Origin of the sequence: Desmonostoc muscorum LEGE 12446 (assembly GCF_015207005.2) — a bacterium.
GTDB lineage: Bacteria > Cyanobacteriota > Cyanobacteriia > Cyanobacteriales > Nostocaceae > Nostoc > Nostoc muscorum.
Map to the genome: position 1 here is coordinate 663,955 of NZ_JADEXS020000001.1, position 19,990 is coordinate 683,944.

General features: G+C 41.0%; 21 protein-coding genes and 1 pseudogene. 14 read left to right on the forward strand and 8 right to left on the reverse strand.

Annotation, left to right across the window (positions count from 1 at the left end):
* Positions 1-201: 201 nt before the first annotated feature.
* Positions 202-2,016, reverse strand: coding sequence for a DUF1565 domain-containing protein (locus IQ276_RS02840; RefSeq protein WP_228043151.1), 1,815 nt, complete (start codon positions 2,014-2,016; stop codon positions 202-204).
* A 924-nt stretch (positions 2,017-2,940) separates the two neighbouring features.
* On the opposite strand from IQ276_RS02840, the gene IQ276_RS02845 reads away from it, so the two are divergent.
* Together IQ276_RS02845 and thiS are read left to right on the forward strand one after the other, a co-directional pair.
* Entirely contained in the window at positions 2,941-4,056 is a 1,116-nt protein-coding gene (locus tag IQ276_RS02845; protein ID WP_190875532.1) for a thiamine phosphate synthase, read from the forward strand.
* Between the two features lie 118 nt (positions 4,057-4,174).
* The gene (thiS, locus tag IQ276_RS02850; RefSeq protein ID WP_073639559.1) at positions 4,175-4,387 is read left to right on the forward strand and encodes a sulfur carrier protein ThiS; all 213 of its coding nucleotides are present in this window, start codon (positions 4,175-4,177) and stop codon (positions 4,385-4,387) included.
* Here the strand turns inward: thiS and blaOXA are convergent.
* The gene (blaOXA, locus tag IQ276_RS02855) at positions 4,384-5,289 is read right to left on the reverse strand and encodes a class D beta-lactamase (protein ID WP_228043402.1); all 906 of its coding nucleotides are present in this window, start codon (positions 5,287-5,289) and stop codon (positions 4,384-4,386) included. The two genes, thiS and blaOXA, sit on opposite strands and share 4 nt — an antisense overlap.
* Before the next feature lie 160 nt (positions 5,290-5,449).
* A complete protein-coding gene (locus IQ276_RS02860) occupies positions 5,450-6,676 on the reverse strand; it encodes a glycosyltransferase family 4 protein (RefSeq protein ID WP_193921816.1) in 1,227 nt (408 codons plus the stop codon).
* 783 nt (positions 6,677-7,459) lie between these two features.
* Here IQ276_RS02860 and IQ276_RS02865 point away from each other — a divergent pair.
* The 11 genes and pseudogenes from IQ276_RS02865 to IQ276_RS02915 all read left to right on the forward strand — a co-directional run bounded on the left by IQ276_RS02865 (position 7,460) and on the right by IQ276_RS02915 (position 15,493).
* Positions 7,460-8,428 (forward strand): DUF1517 domain-containing protein, encoded by a 969-nt coding sequence (locus IQ276_RS02865; protein ID WP_193921818.1) that lies wholly within the window; start codon positions 7,460-7,462, stop codon positions 8,426-8,428.
* A gap of 496 nt (positions 8,429-8,924) precedes the next feature.
* Positions 8,925-9,179, forward strand: coding sequence for a hypothetical protein (locus IQ276_RS02870; protein WP_193921820.1), 255 nt, complete (start codon positions 8,925-8,927; stop codon positions 9,177-9,179).
* Between the two features lie 9 nt (positions 9,180-9,188).
* Positions 9,189-9,632 (forward strand): annotated as a pseudogene (locus IQ276_RS02875) (HNH endonuclease).
* A 734-nt stretch (positions 9,633-10,366) separates the two neighbouring features.
* Positions 10,367-11,128: a serine O-acetyltransferase gene (gene cysE / locus IQ276_RS02880; RefSeq protein ID WP_190875537.1), complete on the forward strand. Its 762-nt coding sequence runs from the start codon at positions 10,367-10,369 to the stop codon at positions 11,126-11,128.
* A gap of 158 nt (positions 11,129-11,286) precedes the next feature.
* A complete protein-coding gene (locus IQ276_RS02885; RefSeq protein ID WP_073639547.1) occupies positions 11,287-11,532 on the forward strand; it encodes an Asr1405/Asl0597 family protein in 246 nt (81 codons plus the stop codon).
* A 279-nt stretch (positions 11,533-11,811) separates the two neighbouring features.
* Complete coding sequence (locus tag IQ276_RS02890; protein ID WP_190875538.1) at positions 11,812-12,009, forward strand: DUF2949 domain-containing protein; 198 nt, start codon at positions 11,812-11,814, stop codon at positions 12,007-12,009.
* Between the two features lie 489 nt (positions 12,010-12,498).
* A complete protein-coding gene (nifV, locus tag IQ276_RS02895; protein WP_193923778.1) occupies positions 12,499-13,632 on the forward strand; it encodes a homocitrate synthase in 1,134 nt (377 codons plus the stop codon).
* Positions 13,619-13,906: a nitrogen fixation protein NifZ gene (locus IQ276_RS02900; RefSeq protein WP_190875540.1), complete on the forward strand. Its 288-nt coding sequence runs from the start codon at positions 13,619-13,621 to the stop codon at positions 13,904-13,906. The genes nifV and IQ276_RS02900 overlap by 14 nt, the downstream gene beginning before the upstream one ends.
* On the forward strand, positions 13,881-14,084 hold the full coding sequence (nifT, locus tag IQ276_RS02905) for a putative nitrogen fixation protein NifT (RefSeq protein ID WP_073639543.1): 204 nt from the start codon (positions 13,881-13,883) through the stop codon (positions 14,082-14,084). Before IQ276_RS02900 ends, nifT begins: the two co-directional genes overlap by 26 nt.
* Before the next feature lie 126 nt (positions 14,085-14,210).
* Entirely contained in the window at positions 14,211-14,756 is a 546-nt protein-coding gene (locus IQ276_RS02910; protein WP_190875541.1) for a (2Fe-2S) ferredoxin domain-containing protein, read from the forward strand.
* A gap of 137 nt (positions 14,757-14,893) precedes the next feature.
* Positions 14,894-15,493 (forward strand): Uma2 family endonuclease, encoded by a 600-nt coding sequence (locus IQ276_RS02915; RefSeq protein ID WP_193926000.1) that lies wholly within the window; start codon positions 14,894-14,896, stop codon positions 15,491-15,493.
* A gap of 9 nt (positions 15,494-15,502) precedes the next feature.
* Here IQ276_RS02915 and IQ276_RS02920 read toward each other — a convergent pair whose 3' ends face one another.
* Both IQ276_RS02920 and IQ276_RS02925 read right to left on the reverse strand, forming a co-directional pair.
* Positions 15,503-15,748, reverse strand: a complete 246-nt coding sequence (locus IQ276_RS02920) for a type II toxin-antitoxin system RelE family toxin (RefSeq protein ID WP_193923477.1) — start codon at positions 15,746-15,748, stop codon at positions 15,503-15,505.
* A 14-nt stretch (positions 15,749-15,762) separates the two neighbouring features.
* Positions 15,763-15,966, reverse strand: coding sequence for a hypothetical protein (locus tag IQ276_RS02925; RefSeq protein ID WP_193923474.1), 204 nt, complete (start codon positions 15,964-15,966; stop codon positions 15,763-15,765).
* A 237-nt stretch (positions 15,967-16,203) separates the two neighbouring features.
* On the opposite strand from IQ276_RS02925, the gene IQ276_RS02930 reads away from it, so the two are divergent.
* Positions 16,204-16,929, forward strand: a complete 726-nt coding sequence (locus tag IQ276_RS02930) for a Uma2 family endonuclease (RefSeq protein WP_193923471.1) — start codon at positions 16,204-16,206, stop codon at positions 16,927-16,929.
* A gap of 14 nt (positions 16,930-16,943) precedes the next feature.
* Here IQ276_RS02930 and IQ276_RS02935 read toward each other — a convergent pair whose 3' ends face one another.
* The 3 genes from IQ276_RS02935 to IQ276_RS02945 all read right to left on the reverse strand — a co-directional run bounded on the left by IQ276_RS02935 (position 16,944) and on the right by IQ276_RS02945 (position 19,921).
* Complete coding sequence (locus IQ276_RS02935; RefSeq protein ID WP_193923469.1) at positions 16,944-17,576, reverse strand: hypothetical protein; 633 nt, start codon at positions 17,574-17,576, stop codon at positions 16,944-16,946.
* On the reverse strand, positions 17,573-18,415 hold the full coding sequence (locus IQ276_RS02940) for a ParA family protein (protein ID WP_193923467.1): 843 nt from the start codon (positions 18,413-18,415) through the stop codon (positions 17,573-17,575). The genes IQ276_RS02935 and IQ276_RS02940 overlap by 4 nt, the downstream gene beginning before the upstream one ends.
* A 114-nt stretch (positions 18,416-18,529) precedes the next feature.
* A complete protein-coding gene (locus IQ276_RS02945) occupies positions 18,530-19,921 on the reverse strand; it encodes a 1-acyl-sn-glycerol-3-phosphate acyltransferase (protein WP_235115374.1) in 1,392 nt (463 codons plus the stop codon).
* Positions 19,922-19,990 lie beyond the last annotated feature (69 nt).

Below are 19,990 nucleotides of genomic sequence, written 5' to 3' on the forward strand. Positions count from 1 at the left end.
TAATTGATAATTCGTAATTCGTAATTGAATGAGGACTTAGGCAAAAACTCTGTGAAACTCTTATTTCTCTGTGCGCTGTGACTTGAAAATGCTGCTTCGATGAGTATCTATATAGATCCGTCTCACATCACATTTTCATGCTTGGCTGTGAAATACGAATTACGAATTACGAATTACGAATTACGAATTACGAATTACGAATTAATTCAACGGCTCCATAATGACTCTTAAGCCTTTGCTAGAGAGTGTTTTGAGCATTTCTTTAGCGTTATATTCACTGTCAAATACTCCTGCTTGCATCACTTTTTGACCTTCCCAGACTGTGGGAAAGGCACCAGGAGCAAGCGATCGCACTAAATCTCGCTCTTTATCTGTTACTAATGTGACCACTACGCGATAACGTATACCGTACTGTGTTCCGGAGTTTCCCCTGTAGGAGATATTTGTAGAACTTGCAACTGGTACTTTTGGCAGATTGCGAGTATCGTCAATGGGGACATTGCCATTAGGAACTGGCAACAGTGCTTGATTACCTGTGCTGGGAACTGCTGGCTGTGCTACAGAACTGGATGAATACTGAGGTGCAGTAAACTCAACCGTGTTGGGATCAATCTGCACATAATTAAACTGCCGTGTCTCAGGCGGCTGTGCTGGGGTGAAAGTTGCAGCTTGAGTAGCTGACAAGCTGCTAGGAGTAGGAAATCCGGCGACTTTAGAGGTAGGTGGTTGTTGATTGGATATAGGGGGCGAAAGCTGCACGCTGGCTGGTTGCAATGGCAATAGTTGACTGTTTAATTGTGCAGGAACAAGATTATCTCCTGAAACACTGTTGTTAGTTGGGACGTTGGTAGTTTCTGAGACTTCAGGAGCCGAAAAAGTGATTTCTCCTGATGCTGGTATTTCTTGCACCACATTGTTGGCGACAGGAGCAGGTTGAGAATTTTCGGCTGCTGGTGCTGTTGTACCGTTGATATCTACATTATTAGTGACGCGATCGCTCACCAGGTTATTGCCAGCAGCAGAAATCACTTGCTTGGCGACGCTGGCGTTAATGTCGTAGCGGGCATTATTTTGAAATTGATTACCCCCAGGTTCAGATGCGTTGCCTAAATCTGGCATTGCTTGGGCGATCGCTACTAAACCATCTTCTTTGCTACCTTGAATAACATTATTCCGTAAAATCGGGCGGGCATTCGCTTGGACTACAATTCCCGCTCTATTATTTTCAATTTGATTGCTTACGACTACAGGAGCAGCATTTTGGGCAATATTGATGCCAAAACCGGTTTCGTGAAAGACATTTTCCTTGACTTCGGGGCGGGAGTTGCCGGCAATTGTCATCCCATTGGCGCCATTACGATGGAAGTAATTTTTGCTAATGGTGGGTGCAGCATTTCCACTGATAGAAATCCCATCTTGTGTGCTACCAGCAAAGCTATTTTCCACAACTACCGGATTGCTAGATTCAATCCACAAACCATAACCACGAGGGTTTGAGTTTGTCACTGTCACCCCGGTCAGTACCGTTTGGTTTGCCGCAACAATTGTCACATTTTGACCGGCAAAACTGCGACTTAGGTAATCACCGCCTCCCTGAATGATGATATCTTTGCCTTGATTACTGGGGTTGCCTTGAATGGAAACACCTGGTTTGAGCATTAAGGGGAATACCTCTCCCGTCTCGGTGCTATAAGTGCCCGTGGAGAGCATAATTACCGTATTAGGATTAGCTAATCGCAATGCTTGGGTAATGGTTTTCACCGGAGCGGATTCGCTACCATTACCTGCACTGTCATCTCCAGTATTGGGATTGACAAACAGCACGTTCATCTGAGAATTGGTATTTTCACCGACAGGTGCGGAATTTGGTGTTGATGGCATTTGAGCGATCGCACTATTCAGGCTTGTGCCCAGGAACGCCATACTTATCGACCCCAAAAGCATAGTCAAAAATAATACTCGGCTTCGGCAGATTGAAAGCATTGTTGATTCGATAAACCCCCGTTTTGCAGACATAAAATCTACTGTACGGTACTTAGAAAACACATTAATTAGAATCATATTTAACACAGCCCCTTAGAACTAACAATAAATTCTTATACTCTTAGAGAGTATTATGCCGATAATATTACTCATATATTCACTAATTGGCGATAGATATTTAATACAGAGTTATAGATTAAATAATTCGTAATTCGTAATTCGTAATTCGTAATTAAGTTTTGCATTAGCGTAGCGGTAGCGAGTCCGCAAGCGTCTGGGGATTTTAACCCCACTGCAAAACTTGTCGCTTGATAGAAGCGGGGGACTTAAACCCACAGAATTTGTTAAAAAAATTGGGAGATGGGCATGTTGAATTTTTGCATTTACTCCTGCTCTGCTGCTGTTGGTGTTCCTATGCTCCTTTAGCTTTTTTAATGGATTCAGTAACTACACATTTGTGTAAGATAATTGGTGTTCCAGAAGAGTGGGATAAATTGGGGCAAACGGGGGAGATTTTGGAAGTTGGTAAATTACACCGCAACTATGCAAGATCGGAATTTTTTTGATGTATTTCTTGGAGTGCCTAATCAACTGCAATCTTCATTCGTATTCCGATAATTAAAATATCGTCTGAATCATGCTAAAAACCTGATTTACTAACTCTTGCATAATCTAAAATCTAAAATCCAAAATCTAAAATCGTACAACTTTTGCCTTGTTCGATGATGCTATTGCTTTTGCTGACTGCGGATTTTGTGTTGTATCCGCTTTTGGGAGTTCTTTGTGAGGTCGTAGTCTACCGTAAAATACTTGACTAACCTTAGTGCTAAACTGTAGCCTCAAACTACCCCGATCGCTGCTTATAAGAACATGGGATAATTTAACATGACCTGATTTATACGTTATTTTGCGTAGATTTAGTCAAAAAACGAGTAAAAGAAGCAAATTAATTAACTTATGGTTACTAGGACATATGATAATTCACATTTCGATGAAAGTACTAACGGGGTTGTTGTAATGGTCGAGCCATACAGCCAAAAAGAGCAAGTACAGCAAGTTGTTTACCGGATTTTAGACGCCAATTTGGACCGCGCTCGTGAAGGCTTGCGAATTATTGAAGAATGGTGTCGCTTTGGATTGAATAATGCCCAGTTGTCCCTAGAATGTAAGCGCTTGCGACAAGAAGTAGCCAAATGGCATACCCCGGAATTGCGGGCGGCGCGGGATACACCAGGCGATCCTGGGACTGAGTTAACCCATCCTCAGGAAGAAGAACGAGCTAGTATAAAATCGGTGTTGCAGGCTAACTTTTGTCGGATAGAAGAAGCCTTGCGAGTGCTGGAAGAATACGGCAAGCTTTATCACCCAACTATGGCTAAAGCTAGTAAGCAGATGCGCTATCAGGTGTATACCCTAGAAAGTAATTTAATGGGTCATCAACGCCATCAATTATTATGGCGATCGCGTTTGTATCTTGTTACTTCCCCTAGTGATACTTTATTGAACACCGTGGAAGCTGCACTCAAAGGTGGATTAACACTCCTACAATACCGCGACAAAACCGCTGATGATTCTTTGCGTCTGGAACAAGCTAGGAAACTGCGCCAGTTATGCCACATTTACGGTGCTTTGTTTATCGTTAACGATCGCGTAGATTTGGCTTTGGCGGTGGATGCCGATGGAGTACATCTCGGACAACAAGATATGTCCATCACCGTTGCTAGGCAATTACTCGGTTCCCAGCGTTTAATAGGTCTTTCTACCACAAATCAAGAAGAAATGCAACGTGCAATTGCGGAAAACGTAGATTATATCGGCGTCGGGCCAGTTTATGAAACTCCCACAAAAGTAGGTAAGGCAGCAGCAGGCTTAGAATATGTCAGCTATGCTGCGAAAAATTGTTCAATTCCCTGGTTTGCCATTGGGGGAATAGATGCAAATAATATTAATGATGTCATCGATGCAGGAGCTGAACGTGTAGCAGTAGTGCGATCGCTCATGCAAGCTGAACAACCTACCCTAGTAACCCAATATTTGCTTTCCCAACTCAATCGCATTAAACCAGAATTGTAAATTAGTCATTAGTCATTAGCCATTAGTCATTAGTCATTAGTCCAAAGTGAATAACCAATGCCCAATGCCCAATGCCCAATGCCCCATTCCCCATTCCCCATTCCCCATTCCCCAATTTATGTCTAATGAGATTACGGTTCAGATAAATGGTGAAACCCGTAGCTGTTCGTCTGAGAGTCTTTTACCCGATTTACTGCAACAGTTGGGTTTCAATCCTCGCTTGGTGGCGGTGGAGTATAACGGCGAAATCTTACACCGCCAATTTTGGCCAGAAACAAAAGTGCAATCTGGCGATCGCTTAGAAGTGGTTACTATTGTTGGTGGTGGTTAATTAATTTCAGCCAGTAAACCCAGATCCTTGAGGCTGCGTCGTGTAATTTCGATGCGGGCGGGTGCATCTTCTGGTTTATACATGTCAAGGGTTGTGGCGAAAAAGTAAACGTTTTTGTTTTGTTCTAGATAACCCACAAACCAACCAATATTTGGTTTGGAACTCGTTAACCATCCTGTCTTTCCCCGCAATGTGTAGTCTGGAGTTTGTTCGCGGATCATAATGTCTTTGACAAGATTTATTGTTCGTTGAGAGAAAGGCAAATCGCCTTGATACAACTGTTGCAAAAACTTAATTTGCTCTTTGGGTGTAATTTGTAATGGCTGTTGTAGCCAAAAGCGATCGATGTCTGCGGCGGTGCCAATCTGACGGTTACCGTAGCCTACTTTATTAATAAATTGCTGCATTTTTTCATATCCAGCCCTACGCGCTAATACTTGATAGAACCAAACAGTTGAATTCTTAAAAGCTTGACGCAAATTGGTATCATGATTCCAAGCATCAATTTCTCGCCCAATTCCATCCCAAGTAAGAACGGCTACATCATCAGGAATTACACCTGTTTCTAGCGCCACCAGAGAGTTAAAAATCTTGAATGTGGAAGCTGGAGCGATCGCATTTCCATTACGTTGAGGATTGTGTTCATAAGTGCGCTTGTTTTGGGAGTCGTAAATCAAGATTGAACCTTCACGCCCAAATTCTTGAAAGTGTCGCCCTAAATTTGGTGTTTTCACACTCAGCATTGCTGGACGTTGAGTTGAAGCAGGTTGAGCCAGTAGATACATTCTCCCAAAGCTCATCACGCTCAATACAGCAAAACATCCAATAACCGTGAAAAGAAGAGATTGCTTTCGCTGAGTCCATCCAAGAAATTGCGATATGGCAAACAAGATATTTTTCATTGCAGATTAACCGAATCACAAGCGAGATTCTACACCGCAATCTTGCTCGTTTCCGGAAATACAGCAAAATTCAGAATTCAGTAAATCGTAAATAGATCGCGCTGTAGGGTAGCACAGCTGTGCTACCCTACGGTGGGATGTTTTTTTAATTGGAAGTCTCTTACAAAATCGTGTTTTTGGCTTCTGATTTGTACAGCGAACGGTGAAGAGTTCTACGATTAGCTAATTCTTTACCTTTGCGACCAAGCTGTTCGCGTAGCTGCTGGTCTTTGCACAACCGATTAAAAGCTTGAAAAACCTCATAACCAGAATTAGGATTTACGAGTATCCCATTTTCCTGATGTGTAACTGTGTCTAAAACACTACCTAAACGAGGAGCAATTACAGGTTTACCGAAGTAACTTGCTTCTAAATAAACGATACCAAAACCTTCTATATTATGAGGTTTTGTATCTAATAAACTCAGCATAGCAAATATGTCACAGGCTGCATAATAACCTGCTAATTCGTTCTCTGGAACATATCCAGCAAAGTGTACCCGTTTATCTACCCGCAGGCGATGTGCGAGAGATTTCAGTTGAGATTCACAAGGCCCTTGACCGCAAAGTATGTAGTGGACATCCACCCCAAAAGTTAGCAATAGTGGAATATTATCAATTACGCGATCAAAACTTTTATGTTTTACTAGCCTTCCTACCGAGAGAATAACTATTGATGTTTCGGGAATGTTGTAGCTTTGACGCACACGCACACGTAAATCATCAAGGCTATTTAACGTTGCATTGCCAAATTTTTCTGGTCTGATTACTGGGTTGATAACATGGGTTGGGGTATTTAATCGCAAAGCAGTTCTGAGATAGTTTTGTGTATAAGAACTGTTACAAATAATGCCTTCGGCTCTATGAAGTGTTAATTTAAATAGCGATCGCCACACCGGATTATGTAATGGACTCAGAAGATCGTTGCCATGCACATAGATAAAAAAACGAATCGGTAAAAGATAGCTCAATAGCAACAGTGAAGGAAAGTCATAGCCGTGGCCCCATTCAATATAACGGTAGTGATAGCGAAAATAAAGTTTAATTGCTAGCACAAACGAGCAGATAATATTCACCAAAGGCTTGAGAACATTTCCTAAACAGCCACTACCCCAGTATTTAACATTAGGCCAGCGATATACAGGAAACTGTTGATTTTCGTCAAATACTTTATCTCCTGAACAACCAGCCGCCAGCACAATCACTCGTTCTGGATCTTGGAGACAGCGATTGTAGATATATTCCCCAATAACAGCTTGTTTCGGTAGGAAGATTCGGGATATCACCAGAATATCCGGATGTGCAGTTTCGTCTCTAATTGTGGCTGTGAGTTGAGAAATATGTTCCATAATCAACTTGAGAACTAGATTTTAAAATATTTTTTGTATTTATTTACAATTGAGATGACTTTGAAAGCCACAATAATTATTGTTTGTTTTTTTCTGTAATGCAGTAGATAAATTCTAAGCTGATTTCAGAACATTAGCCAGTAATAGTTAGTTTTGATTTGTGTCTATTTAGATTTTTACTGGCAAATTTCTCATGACTTGAGAATTTCTGTGCATGATAAACAACAAATATGAAGCTACCACTTGCAGCTAAATCGCTCGACGAGCAACTGTTGCGAAAATTATCAAATTTAGCTACCTTCAACAGAATATCTAAAATAATCTCGACAGTCGTGCCAAAATGCCAAAATCTCTGTTATCTGGAAAATAGGGAGTGGGGAGTAGGGTCAAGAGATTTTGATGGTTTTAGTGTGTAATTTATTACAGAAAATCTAGATTGCAACAAAATATTTAGCGCCAACTATTAAAAAAATCAGTCAAAATAATCACTAAAATTTCAAATCATCTGTATAATTCAAAACTGTAGTCAGAAAGTGCTAGTCGCAGACATAGTAACAATTACTCGTATGCGTAGCCCGTCGTAGACATCGCCAATTTCTCTCATCAGAACATGTCTTCAAGTACGGTTCCCCTGTAGAGAAATCCCCCCTGCGATCGCTGCCTACCCGATATAAGACGCGGTAGAGTGAATGTGTAGCCGATAAAGGGGAGTGTTAAGTACCCCAAGAATCCCAAGAACATAGGAAAAAATCATAAAAATTTCCATTTTGAAGCGATTGTATTATGCGTAAAAAACTACAACAAACCATCAAACCGCTGCTAAAAATCTTCTTTGCTCTCAGCTTGGTGTTAACATTGGCTCTCAGTCATGCTGATGGAGCATTAGCCGCTAGTGGTGGACGAATTGGTGGTGGCTCATTTAGAGTACCTTCCAGCCGGACCTATACACCGCGTACTTACGCACCTCCAGGCGGAGGCGGATATTATCCCGGTGGTGGTGGTTTTGGCTTTCCCTTCATAATTCCTTTTTGGGGAATTGGAGGCGGATTTGGTGGTCTATTTAGCATTTTAATATTTTTGGCGATCGCTAATTTCTTAGTCCAAAGCTTCCGCCGCGTCTCCAGTGGTGAAACAGAAGAAGCCGGTTACAGCACCAACTCCTCAGTTTCCGTGACTCGTTTGCAAGTGGGTTTGTTAGCTCAAGCACGTGATTTGCAAAATGAACTCAACCACATTGCTGAAACTGCTGATACCAACTCCCCAGAGGGGAGAGCAGAAATTCTCCAAGAAGCCAGCCTAGCTTTACTCCGCCATCCAGAGTATTGGGTATATGCAGGTGGTGATACCCAACAAGCTCGGTTAAATTCAGCTGAAGCACAGTTCAACCGCTTATCATTAGCAGAACGCAGCAAGTTTAGCGAAGAAACTCTGACTAACGTCAACAACCAGCTAAAAGCAGCCCTCGCCAAAGAAGCTTTACCCCCGGCTGATGAACTCGATAACCCCACTCGTCTAATTACCGAAGGCCCTGGCGAATACATTATCGTCACCTTACTAGCGGCGACATTAGGCAAATCTGAAATGCCAAAAATTAACAGCGCCGATGATTTGCGTCAAGCCTTGCGGCAAATTGGTAGCATCCCCGGTGATAAACTTCTAGCAATTGAAGTTCTTTGGACTCCCCAAGCCGAAGGTGATACCCTGACATCTGATGATGTCTTAGCAAATTATTCTGATTTGAGATTGGTTTAAATCTTCCCCATCTCCTGGGCTAGGAGGCCACGGCCTACAGACAAGTTGAAAAGTCTGATTCATATCTAGCTTTAATCTGGTAGGGTGTCTTATTCATGAGGGTACGACACCTTACCAGATTTTTAGTTTAAGTTAATTTTTCTTGATTACGATTGTTATGCTGAAAAATGACCTAGACGCGTAGCAGTTGTTGTTAGACTTCAATGGAACTTAGAGATTTGTCAATGAAACCTAATTGACCAATGCTGCATCCCCGACTCCCGATTCCCGATTCCCTACTCCCCTCTATTCACCGCGCCAATTTTAGATTTTAGATTTTAGATTTTAGATTATTTCGGTTCATGCCCCGCCCCTTGTGGGCGGAATAAATCCAAAATTTAAAATTCTTGCATCCCCAAGCCCCGTACCGCGAGTGGCGCGGGGTGAATCCAAAATCGTAAATCTAAAATCCAAAATTCGTTGACCAAGTAGCTCACTAATAAAAAGAGGTAATCTTATGACTACATCTGTAAATACCACCAAAGTCTACGATGAAATTATAGAGTTTATTGCTGCTGGCACCACTCCCCAAAGTGTTATCGATTTCAAACTCTCAGATGCAGCCAAAGACCGTTTAGAGGATTTGGTTTATCGGGCAAAAACTGAAGGTCTTACTGGAAGTGACCAGCAAGAGTTAGATCATTTCCTCACGTTAGAGCATATTATGACTTTAGCAAAAGCAAAAGCTCGTACATACGTTAACCCTAAGTAAGTATTTAATATGTCTCGTCCATATATTAATGCAGAACTGCGGCGTTTAGTTGCCGATCGCGCTGAGCATATTTGCGAATACTGTCTCGTCTCTGAATCAAATAGATGATCAGGTTGTCAAGTTGACCATATAATCAGTGTCAAACACGGCGGCGCTACAACAGCAGATAATCTTTGCTATGCCTGTATTTTCTGTAACCTGCAAAAAGGGACAGATTTAGGCTCAATTAATTGGCAAACTGCGGAACTTGTGCGTTTTTTTAACCCACGCAGAGACTTTTGGGGTGAGCATTTTCGACTAGATGAGGCTGTGATTGTGCATCAAACAGAGATTGGAGAAGTCACCGCACGTATCCTAGATTTTAACAGCGATGAAAGGATTGTAGAGCGACGAGCTTTGATAGCATCTGGTCAGTATCCATCAGCATCGGCACTAAAACAGATAAATAAGTAGGTTCTGATGTGTGTAGACTTGAAGAACTTGTCCGGGATTATTAGACTTGTCGCTAAATAAGAGACTTGTCGCTAAATAAGAAGCCTTTGAACTCCGTTAATCACTCTCTACAAGTTTCGTGACTAGGGTAGCATAGCTTTACGCCGCTACAGCAATCAGCAATTATTTAATTGCTATGAGAATATCTACTTATTATGCCACTCTAAGATTTTGTGTTGGTTTTTTCCACACATCTATATAATAAGAAAACATCTCTTATGAGCGATAGCGATATTTGAAAACGTATACATACATACAGACAGCAAATCCTAAAAGAAAATAAAGAAACCTGTCTTTCGCCTAACCAAATAATAGGATAATAATAGTAATACGATATACAGAAATTTCACTTTTATCCTTATCTAACCCATACTTGAGTGCATTTGAGTACAGCTTAATAAAACGCAAAATATATTGAATAAATCTTTGCAAAGTCTTACAGGTAAAGTTTCTTGTAGCGAGTACAGAAAATCTTAAACCCTCCCCCAAAAAGACTAGTACCCCCATCCCTAAACACTAGTACCCCTATCCCAAGATAAATTTTAAGGTTATCTTAGGTGGGGGTTTTGGCGTTTGAGTACAACCTTAATAAATCCAATAAATCCAATCAACATTGGGTTAACTATCGAGTTGGAAGTGGTCTGATATAAGCATAAAAATAGCACATGGCTCTTTCAACCAGATAGACAGTAGCGATGCAACAGTCCTTAGACAGAGTTACGAATTCTCAAACTCAGAAAATACAGGATTCAAAACAGAAATCCTTGCTCAAAACATTACTCTCTGGAGGTTTTTTTGAGCCATTATTGAGTGATTTTCGCATTATCTTTGAGCGCGATCCAGCAGCACGCAATTGGCTGGAGGTAGTGTTTTGCTATCCTGGATTGCACGCACTCTGTTTGCATCGTCTTGCTCACTGGTTACATTGTCGAGGAGTGGGTTTTATTCCCCGCTTGATTTCTCACGTGGGGCGATTTTTAACCGGAATTGAAATTCACCCCGGTGCAGAGATTGGTCAGGGTGTATTTATCGACCACGGAATGGGGGTTGTGATTGGCGAAACTGCGATCGTCGGAGACTATACGCTGATTTATCAAGGCGTCACCCTTGGCGGAACTGGTAAAGAAAGCGGTAAGCGTCATCCCACAGTCGGAAAAAATGTTGTGGTGGGTGCGGGTGCGAAAGTTTTGGGTAATCTGCAAATTGGCGATCGCGTTCGGATTGGCGCAGGTTCCATTGTTTTGCGGAATATCCCCAGCGATTGTACTGTAGTCGGTGTTCCAGGTCGAATTATTTCTCGCAATCAAAGCGCTAGCCTTTCTCCTCTAGAACATGGAAAGCTACCCGATGTAGAAGCAACCGTGATTCGTTCTTTGCTCTCACGCATCGAACAACTCGAAAAACAACTGCAAACTTTAGAAGTCAGAACTCAGGAATCAGGAGTCAGAACTCAGTAGTTATTGGTCATTAGTCAGACAATTTTGAATTTTAGATTTTGGATTTTGGATTGACCCCACGGATCAATCCGAGGGCTTGTACCATCAAGCAATCATTGGTCATTTGCAAAGGACAAATGACAAAGGACTACTGACAAAAGACAAAGGACAAAGGACAAATGACAAATGATACTTTAGGCGAACAAGTTTTGCAGATTCCTTTGAGCGATCGCTGGCGAATCTATCACCGTTTGCAAGAATTAAAGATTAAGAGTTCCTGTCTTCCCGATGGTTCTTTACGGGTGCAAGTAAACAATTTGCTAGAAGCGATTTTAATTCGCAGTACGGTTATGCAATTTCTAGCTTCTCGTCATGAATTAGTCGAATGGCTAGAGCGTTGTTGGCAATATAGTGATGAATCCTGAGTCTTGAATATTGTTAAAAGACCTAATCTAGACAATATTAATCCTGAATTCATCACACAAGCATAGCTCTTTGTAGACATGCATAAATATTGAACAGGTTTAGAAGTTGAAGTTACTGTCTGCTAGCAAATTCTATTGCAAACTGAGAGGAACTCCTACAGCATGGCGGAGATAACTATCCGGTTAATGTTCTCAGATTTCTTACCCCATGCCCAATGCCCAAGATAGGAATTTCTTATTTTTAATTCTTTCCCAACTGAAGAAATTGAAAGTTCGACTATGCCGATTCGTAACAGAGATTTAAAACTCCTCAATTTTTTGCACCATGAACTTGAACTTTCAAATGCGGATATTGCTGTAGCGCTACGACACCGTGAGTTAGAAAATGGCCCCTTACCGATGCTTCTCTGGCAGTATGGCTTAGTTAACTTAGAACAGTTAGAAAAGATTTTTGACTGGTTAGCAGAACAAAGTTAACTAATTTGTAGCTAAGAATTCAGAATTCAGAATTCAAAATTCAGAATTTATGAGACATAGAGACCACCCAGTTGATAATTTGAAGAAAATCAAGCAGCCTGAATAACCTTGATTTTCCAGTCATTCTGATTCCTGAATGCGGAGATTTGTACCGGGAATAAATTACACACTAATGCTCTAAAGAAATCTGAGGTAACGAGATGATCACTACTTTAATTGCTGGATTTTGTGTTTTACTTTGTACAGGATTTGCTAATAGCTATATTAGTTCTTTGCTACTCGAACAAATTTCAACTGACATCGGTAAAAAAGATTAGTAAATTATACCAGTTTTTGGTTCTTTGCCATACAGATGTGATGTTGCTAATTGGGCAATAATTGAGGATCATGTATCCTACATATGTATTGTGATATTTTTAGCATTTACCATCACTGGGAATAGTAGAGAGAAACGATATTGAGAATACTTCCAAGAGAGGGATATTTGCAATGAATCAAATCATAATTAATGACACTACATTGCGTGATGGTGAACAAGCAGCGGGTGTTGCTTTCAACTTAAAAGAAAAAGTGGCGATCGCCAAGTTTCTCGATGCCATTGGTATCCCCGAATTAGAAGTTGGGATACCAGCAATGGGTGACGAAGAAACACGGGCAATTTCCGCAATTTGTGACTTGGGTTTGCAAGCAAAACTCTTGGGGTGGAACCGCGCTGTCATCTCAGATATTAAGGCTTCCATCGCCTGCGGTCTCAACCGAGTGCATATCGCCATCCCCGTCTCTGGTATCCAAATTGCCACTAAATTTCACGGTCAGTGGCGGGTAAGTCTACAAAAACTCAAAGACTCCATCAGCTTCGCCGTTGATCGCGGTCTTTGGGTAGCAGTCGGCGGAGAAGATTCTTCTAGGGCTGATGAAAGTTTCGTCTTAGATGTAGCACTCTCCGCCCAAGAATGGGGTGCATCCCGCTTCCGCTTCTGCGACACCGTAGGAGTTCTCGATCCGTTTACCACCTACACAAAAGTCAAGCAACTCGTTTCAGCTTTGACAATTCCCCTAGAAATCCACACCCACAATGATTTTGGTCTAGCAACAGCCAATGCTCTTGCTGGGATCAAAGCCGGAGCCGCATCTGTGAATACCACAGTCAACGGCTTGGGTGAAAGGGCGGGAAATGCAGCCCTAGAAGAAGTTGTCATGGCGATTAAACGCATCTACGGCGTAAATTTGGGAATTGAGACTTCCGGCTTGCTAGAACTGTCTCAACTAGTTGCAGCCGCATCAGGTGCAGATGTTCCACCTTGGAAAGCCATCGTTGGTGAAAATACCTTCGCCCACGAATCCGGAATTCATGCTCACGGCGTTCTGCAAAACCCTCTCACCTACGAACCATTTGCGCCCGAAGAAGTGGGTTGCGAACGACGTTTAGTAGTAGGTAAACATTCGGGAAGACATTTAGTTTCCAACTTACTAGAACAGTATGGAATTTTCTTAAACTCACAAGAAACCCAGTCAGTTTTAGACGCAGTGCGGCATCAGTCAGTACAGAAAAAACGCAGCCTCACCACAGAAGAAGTGTTGAATTTGGCCAGAGAACAGAGGTATTCTCATGCAACGCGATGAATTAGAGCTAGACTTGCCACCCGTTTTTGAAATTGGTGAAAAAGTCAGACTTCGCAAACTAATTAAAAACGATGGTACCTTTCCTGGTAAAGAAGTCGGCCAAGTTTTAGCTAAGAAAGGAGATATTGGCTACATAGCAAGTATAGGCACATATTTGCAGAGTTCCTATATATATGCTGTGCATTTCTTAGAAACAGGGATTGTCGTCGGCTGTAAGAAAAAAGAACTAGAATCTGTTGAGGAATCTCATGAAAGTAATGTTACGCGTGAATGATGCCGGCACTTTAGTAGTTTACGTTGCTAAAAAAGACCTGGAAGAAGAAGTAGTCAAACAAACTGATGGCAATGAAGGTAAGATTCTCACCTTAGCAAATGGCTGGGAATTAGAATTTCGTGAATTACCAGACGTAGCGAATTTACCGCAAACTGTGGAAGCAAAACGGCTTTCGTAAGAGTGGGGAGTGGGGAGTGGGGAGTGGGGAGTGGGGGAGAATAACTAATGCCCAATCCCCATTTTTTATTCCTCATTCCCTATTCCCTATTCCCCATTCCCTATTCCCTATTATTTTTAATCAATCATGGGTAACAAATATTTCACGTTATCAGAATTGAACCTTGAAGGACAGTTTTTAGGTTTTGTTGGTGCCCAACCAAAGAAATATAAATATTTGCAATTGGCAGTTGCAGATGGAACTATGGAAATTAAATTGCCAAAAGAGTTGCGTCGTTCTCTGAGTTTATTGTTAGTTCCTGGTGAGCAAATTCGCGTTTTTGCTCACAGTCAGTTAGAGTCGCACACAGGTGAAATTAAAATCAAAGCCTATCAAATCACACCAATTGGCACTTGTCCAATTCAAAGTTTGCCACTCCCACCGAAAGCCAAGATTATGGTGTGTCAAAAGTCGGGTTGCCTCAAGCGTGGCGGTAAGGGGTTATTATCAGAACTAGAAAAAACTTTGTGCGATCGCGGTTTATTAGACAAAGTTACCATTGAACATACCAGTTGCCAAAAATGTTGCAGCAGCGCCCCCAACTGTGTTTTACACCTTGGTAAAAAGAAATACAAGAATATTCATCCTGAAGCGATCGCATCTTTGTTAGAAAGTCATTTAACTGAAAATTAATAGCTTTTTCTAGCTATTTTTCAAATAATACGCAATTTTTTAGGGGTAAAAATTTTATCCCTATTTGTTGTTGGTATTGTCTTTAATCAGCTACAGCTATATTAAGATAAAAATAACTCTGCATTCTCGTAGTTGTCATGAGCCTCACCACTGCTAAACGCTTTACTGTAGCTGAATACCACCGTCTAACAGAACTCGGCTTCTTTGCAGAGAATGACCGAGTAGAGCTAATTAAGGGTGAAATAGTCCAGATGGGAGCTAAAGGTACACCGCACTCTGTTTGCAAAACACGCCTTGAGCGAGAATTATATAAACTAGTAGGCGATCGCGCAACCCTGCGAGGACAACAACCAATTACTTTGTCTAACAATAGTGAGCCTGAACCAGATAGAGTAATTGCAAAAAATAGAGATGATGACTATCTAGCGAATCATCCCAGTCCATCTGATATTTTACTCTTAATTGAGATTGCCGACTCATCCTTAAAATATGACCAAGAGGAAAAGCTACCTATTTATGCACAAGCAGGTATTTTTGATTATTGGATATTTAATTTAGTAGATAATTATCTGGAATCTTATAGCGAACCTTATCAAGCTTTGCAAGGTAAGTTTGGTTATCGTCGCAAAGTTATTTATCTGCCAAATGAATTAGTTAACCTGCCATCTTTCGCTGATTTAGTTGTGGATTTATCTAAAATTTTTTCTATAGATTGTTTCCAAAATCATGCATATTAAATTTAAAATCTACTCATCTTGATAAACATCTCTTCGATGCCCTAATCTCACAACTTTAATTATCAGTACCTCATCTTGAATCTCGTACAAAATACTATAATTACCAACACGAATACGATATTTATTGTCGGCATTTTCTAGTTTGACAACGCCGCTAGGACGAGTATTTTCAGCCAGAGCTAAAATTTTATCGTTAAATCTATCTCGAATATCAGCAGATAATTTTTTTAATTCTTTTGCAGCCCTGGTAGAAATTTATATTTGATAAGTCACGATTCTAATTCTTGCTTATACTGTTCCCAAGTAATAGTAGGTTCATTTTCCGCTTCTTCAAAGGCTTTAAGATCCTCTTCGTCCTCTGTTTTCCGAATATCTAACAGTTCTAGAACATCTTCTAAAGTGTCTTCATAAGCATCTTCTAGTCTTTTATAGATTGCTTTTAACAACTCTTGTCTTTTAGTTGTGGTTTCCATAATTAACCTCTGCAACTGCAACATTTTTCATTAATTTCCGCTTGAGTCATTCTTGTGGCAAACAGACTCATTAAGAATTTTTTATCGGCCAAATTACTAATTATTTCATTATAGTGCGTATACTTGCTATAATAGTTTAATATAATTGAAGATTATTGCTATTTACCGCTGATACTGATATCCTCGTTAATGTGAAGTCAGCGGAGGTTTATTAGTAGATTTTCCCTATAAATCGTCATGCTAGACTACAACACACCTGAGTATCTTCCTTCCTCAAAAGAGTTACCTTGCTCCGACGATACACCTGTGGACAATGAACTACAAAACCTGATTCCCAACTTATTAAAAGCAATCTTAGCTTTAATTTGGCAAGACCGATGGGACTGGTTTTTTGGTGTTGATATGGGCATTTACGATCGCACACGTCAAATTCGGCGAACTCCCATAATTCCCGATGGTTTTCTCAGCATAGGAGTACCACGCCGCAAGAACGATCCTAAGGGAAGGTTAAGCTATGTTTTGTTAGAAGAAAATAACGTTTCTCCGATATTGGTATTGGAAGTTGTTTCTCAAACCTACGGCGGAGAATATGATAAAAAAAAGACCGATTATGCTCAGTTGGGCGTGCTGTATTATGTCATTTACAACCCTGATTATTATCAGCGTGATAAACATGAATCTTTTGAGGTTTATCGCTTAGAAAATGGTGAATATGTGCGCCAGCTTGGTGAACCTGTATGGATATCTGAAATAGCCTTAGGAATTGGTACAGGTGAAGGTATCCATGAAGGATGGCAGCGCCACTGGCTATACTGGTTTGATGAGCAAGGTAATAGATTTCCCACTCCAGAAGAACTTGCAGAACAAGCAAGTATTCGCGCCCAACAGGAACGACAGCAACGAGAATTAGCAGAACAACTCTTGCAGCGTTACCGAGAACGCTTTGGTGAATTGCCTGAATAGATAACTCACTAAATTCAGTCTTCTTGTTTTGTTTGCCGCTCTTTATCTAAAATTATATTTGCCCAAGCTTCAAGACTACGATCGTCTTGGGGCAAAACTGGCATCAGTCCATCAAGTTTTGTCTTTAATTGCTCAATATTCAAAGATAATAAATCCTTGACAAGATGAATGATTGCCTTGTTGCGAGAGGTTGCCTTTATTGTTGATAAGCCTATATCTGATGCAAAATTCCGAATATCTTGCAGAGTTGGTAAGAGAGTTTTGTCCATCAGGCTATGATAAAGTTTGACAAGCAATACTGATTTATCAAGATCTGTTTTTTCTAGCTCCTTTAAGAATGACGGATAAGAGACACTTGCTGGTAAACTGCCTCTTGCTGACTGACTCTCTTTTTTTTGAGATATTTTAGCTTTTTTGGTTAATGATGAGCGAGGTGTTTTCAAACTTTGATTGCTTGGTGTTGGCTTTATTTGCTGAGTTATACCTGTTGAACTTATTGTGTTCGTACTGGAGAGAACCGAAACTAAGTGTTCTATAAATTTTGGCGAGGACAGAAGCTCAGCAAGACTCTTAGAAAACTCTGGACTGTGCTTGTTGAGAAGTTTAGCAATTTCTATTAGTAGTTCAAATTCTGGTTGATCCGTCACAGACTAATCCTCTTAGCAAATTCTTCTGCAAAGTTCATAAAACGTGCTTTTTGAACTGTACGAGCATATGAAGTGTTAATAATTGGCTTACCCTCCCTTGCACCTTTGGGAAATGATTTAGAGTAAGGAACCTCTGCTTGAAATACATACCAACCCTGTTTAGAAGCTAAATCTCGTACCATGTTTTTTGATAGTTGTTCTTCTGGATAATAATTCTCTGCGGCATTAAAAACCACTCCCGCAAGGCTCAAATTATGCTCCTCATTTTCGTTCTTAAAATCATTCATAGAATTTACCAAAAGGGGGAGTCCAATAGCAGAAAGATACTCTGGCTTTACTGGAACTAGCAGATAGTCACTGGCAAGATACGCGGCTGTAGTCAAGACTGACTCAGTTGGGGCACAGTCAATTAGTATCAAATCATATTCATTAGACCTCTTGGCAAGTATTCTGGAAAGTTGTCTCTCCTTTTGTGCAGGGTTCTTCAGGGAGAAAGCGAGTTCAAGTCTTGAGGGTATAAGGTCTATCCTGCTGTTACTGACAAAAGTAACAACATTATGAATAGGTTTGTGTGGCTCAATAATTTTGCTAAGTCCTGTAGGTGTACGTGTGTTCTGTTCAAAAATATCCCATGTAGTTGGCTTGCCATTATCAAGTATTGCCTTATACTTACTCACGCCAAGTAAGTATTGACTTGCATTGAACTGTGGGTCAAGATCAACAACCAAAACTTTCTGTGACCAATGTCTGTATGCAGCAAAGTGCCAAGCAAGATTAACAGTGAGGGTTGACTTGCCAACGCCACCCTTCATATTGATAATGGAAACTTTTTTAGCCATGTATAATCCTTTTAAGGTTTAGAGGATGTATCGTTTTCTGATGCATCAAATCTGATTGTATATATAGAAATATAGGATTTGAGGTATCTGAAGCAATTGTCCTTGCCATCCTTTTCAAATCAATCCTTCCAACGCGTGTTGCAAATCATTCGTTACATCTGCAACAGCTTGCCTAGCACCCAAACGATTCTCTTTATATGCCGGGTAACGTTCAGAAATAGATATGGGTTCACCCACAGTTATTTTGACTTGTTCCTTCCCTAATTGTGGACGCTGGACAGCTTTACCGCCTTGAATTTTAGCAATCATTTTCCATAGAATTAGAGTTGTTTCCGCAAATCTTTCTACTGTTGGTTTTTCTTTAATATAATTACCAGAAACAGCCACAAAACTTTCTACTAAACGCATGTGCCACATCCGCGCATTGGCTTCTTCGGCAACGCGATCGCCTAAAGCTTTTTCCACAACAGATACTCCTTTAACATCCTTAAATTCTTCTCTAAATATATAATTCCAACCAGCTTGTTCTACTCGCCGACAGCGGTCACTCAAACTACCTTTTGACTGCAAATCAAAATACTGTTCTGAAATTAACAACGCTGCATTCAACAAAGCTTGTAAACGAACTGCTAACGCTTGATTTCTATCTGGAATTTGCTCATTGACAATCTTGGCATCTGGCAGTTTTTGATGATAGAAACGCGTGTAAAATACTTCCATCAGCGAAAGTAAATGTTCCGCCAAAGTTAATAACCGGGGATAAAGCGTTTCTACAGCAGCAACATTGCCTGGTTGTGGTGGATTCACAGGTAAACCACTAGCTGCTTCCAATTCACTTAAAAGATTAGCGATCGCATCCCAAGGAGCATCAACATAACTATACTTAATCCCAACTGGTACAATTAAAACCTGTTGGTCACGTCCAGCTTTTTGCAAATCCTCAGCACACCAAAAGCCTAACTGGGCAATACCAGGTTCCAAGGGGCTGATAATCTCCGACAACCCATTGGTAGCACCTTCTGGCGCCGCAGCCATCGGAAAGTTTCCATTAGCAAACAAGTCACGCGCCGAACGTAACCCCGTCCAATCAGCCTTACCCCGCTGAATGGGAGTACCACCCAAACTAGACATAATCCAGCCAATGTGAGAACCTGCCCATAGAGGAATGCCGCGATCGTAGATAAAATGAGCATGAATCGGAAGTTGTAGCGCTGTGCCTTGCGATCGTGCTACCTTTGGCACGAGTTGAGACAGCAAGTAGCCCAAACCAAGTGGATCGTCGGTTTTAGGATGGCGAAAAGCCAGCATAAAACGGATCTTACCCTCCTGGAACTGGTGATAGAGATCTACCAAAACTTCTACGTTGTCTGCTTCAATTTTGGTAATAGGTGTTTGCCAGTTTATCCAACTCGGTAACAACAGATGGACAACTCGTAGAAATAAGGGGTTGAACGCTGGAGGAATAAATTCTAAAGGTGGCTGTGCTTGATAAATTACATTAGACAAGGTTGTTTTCTCCTAAAGTGACTGGGGAGTGGGGATTGGGGAATGGGGGAGATGAGGGAGATGAGGGAG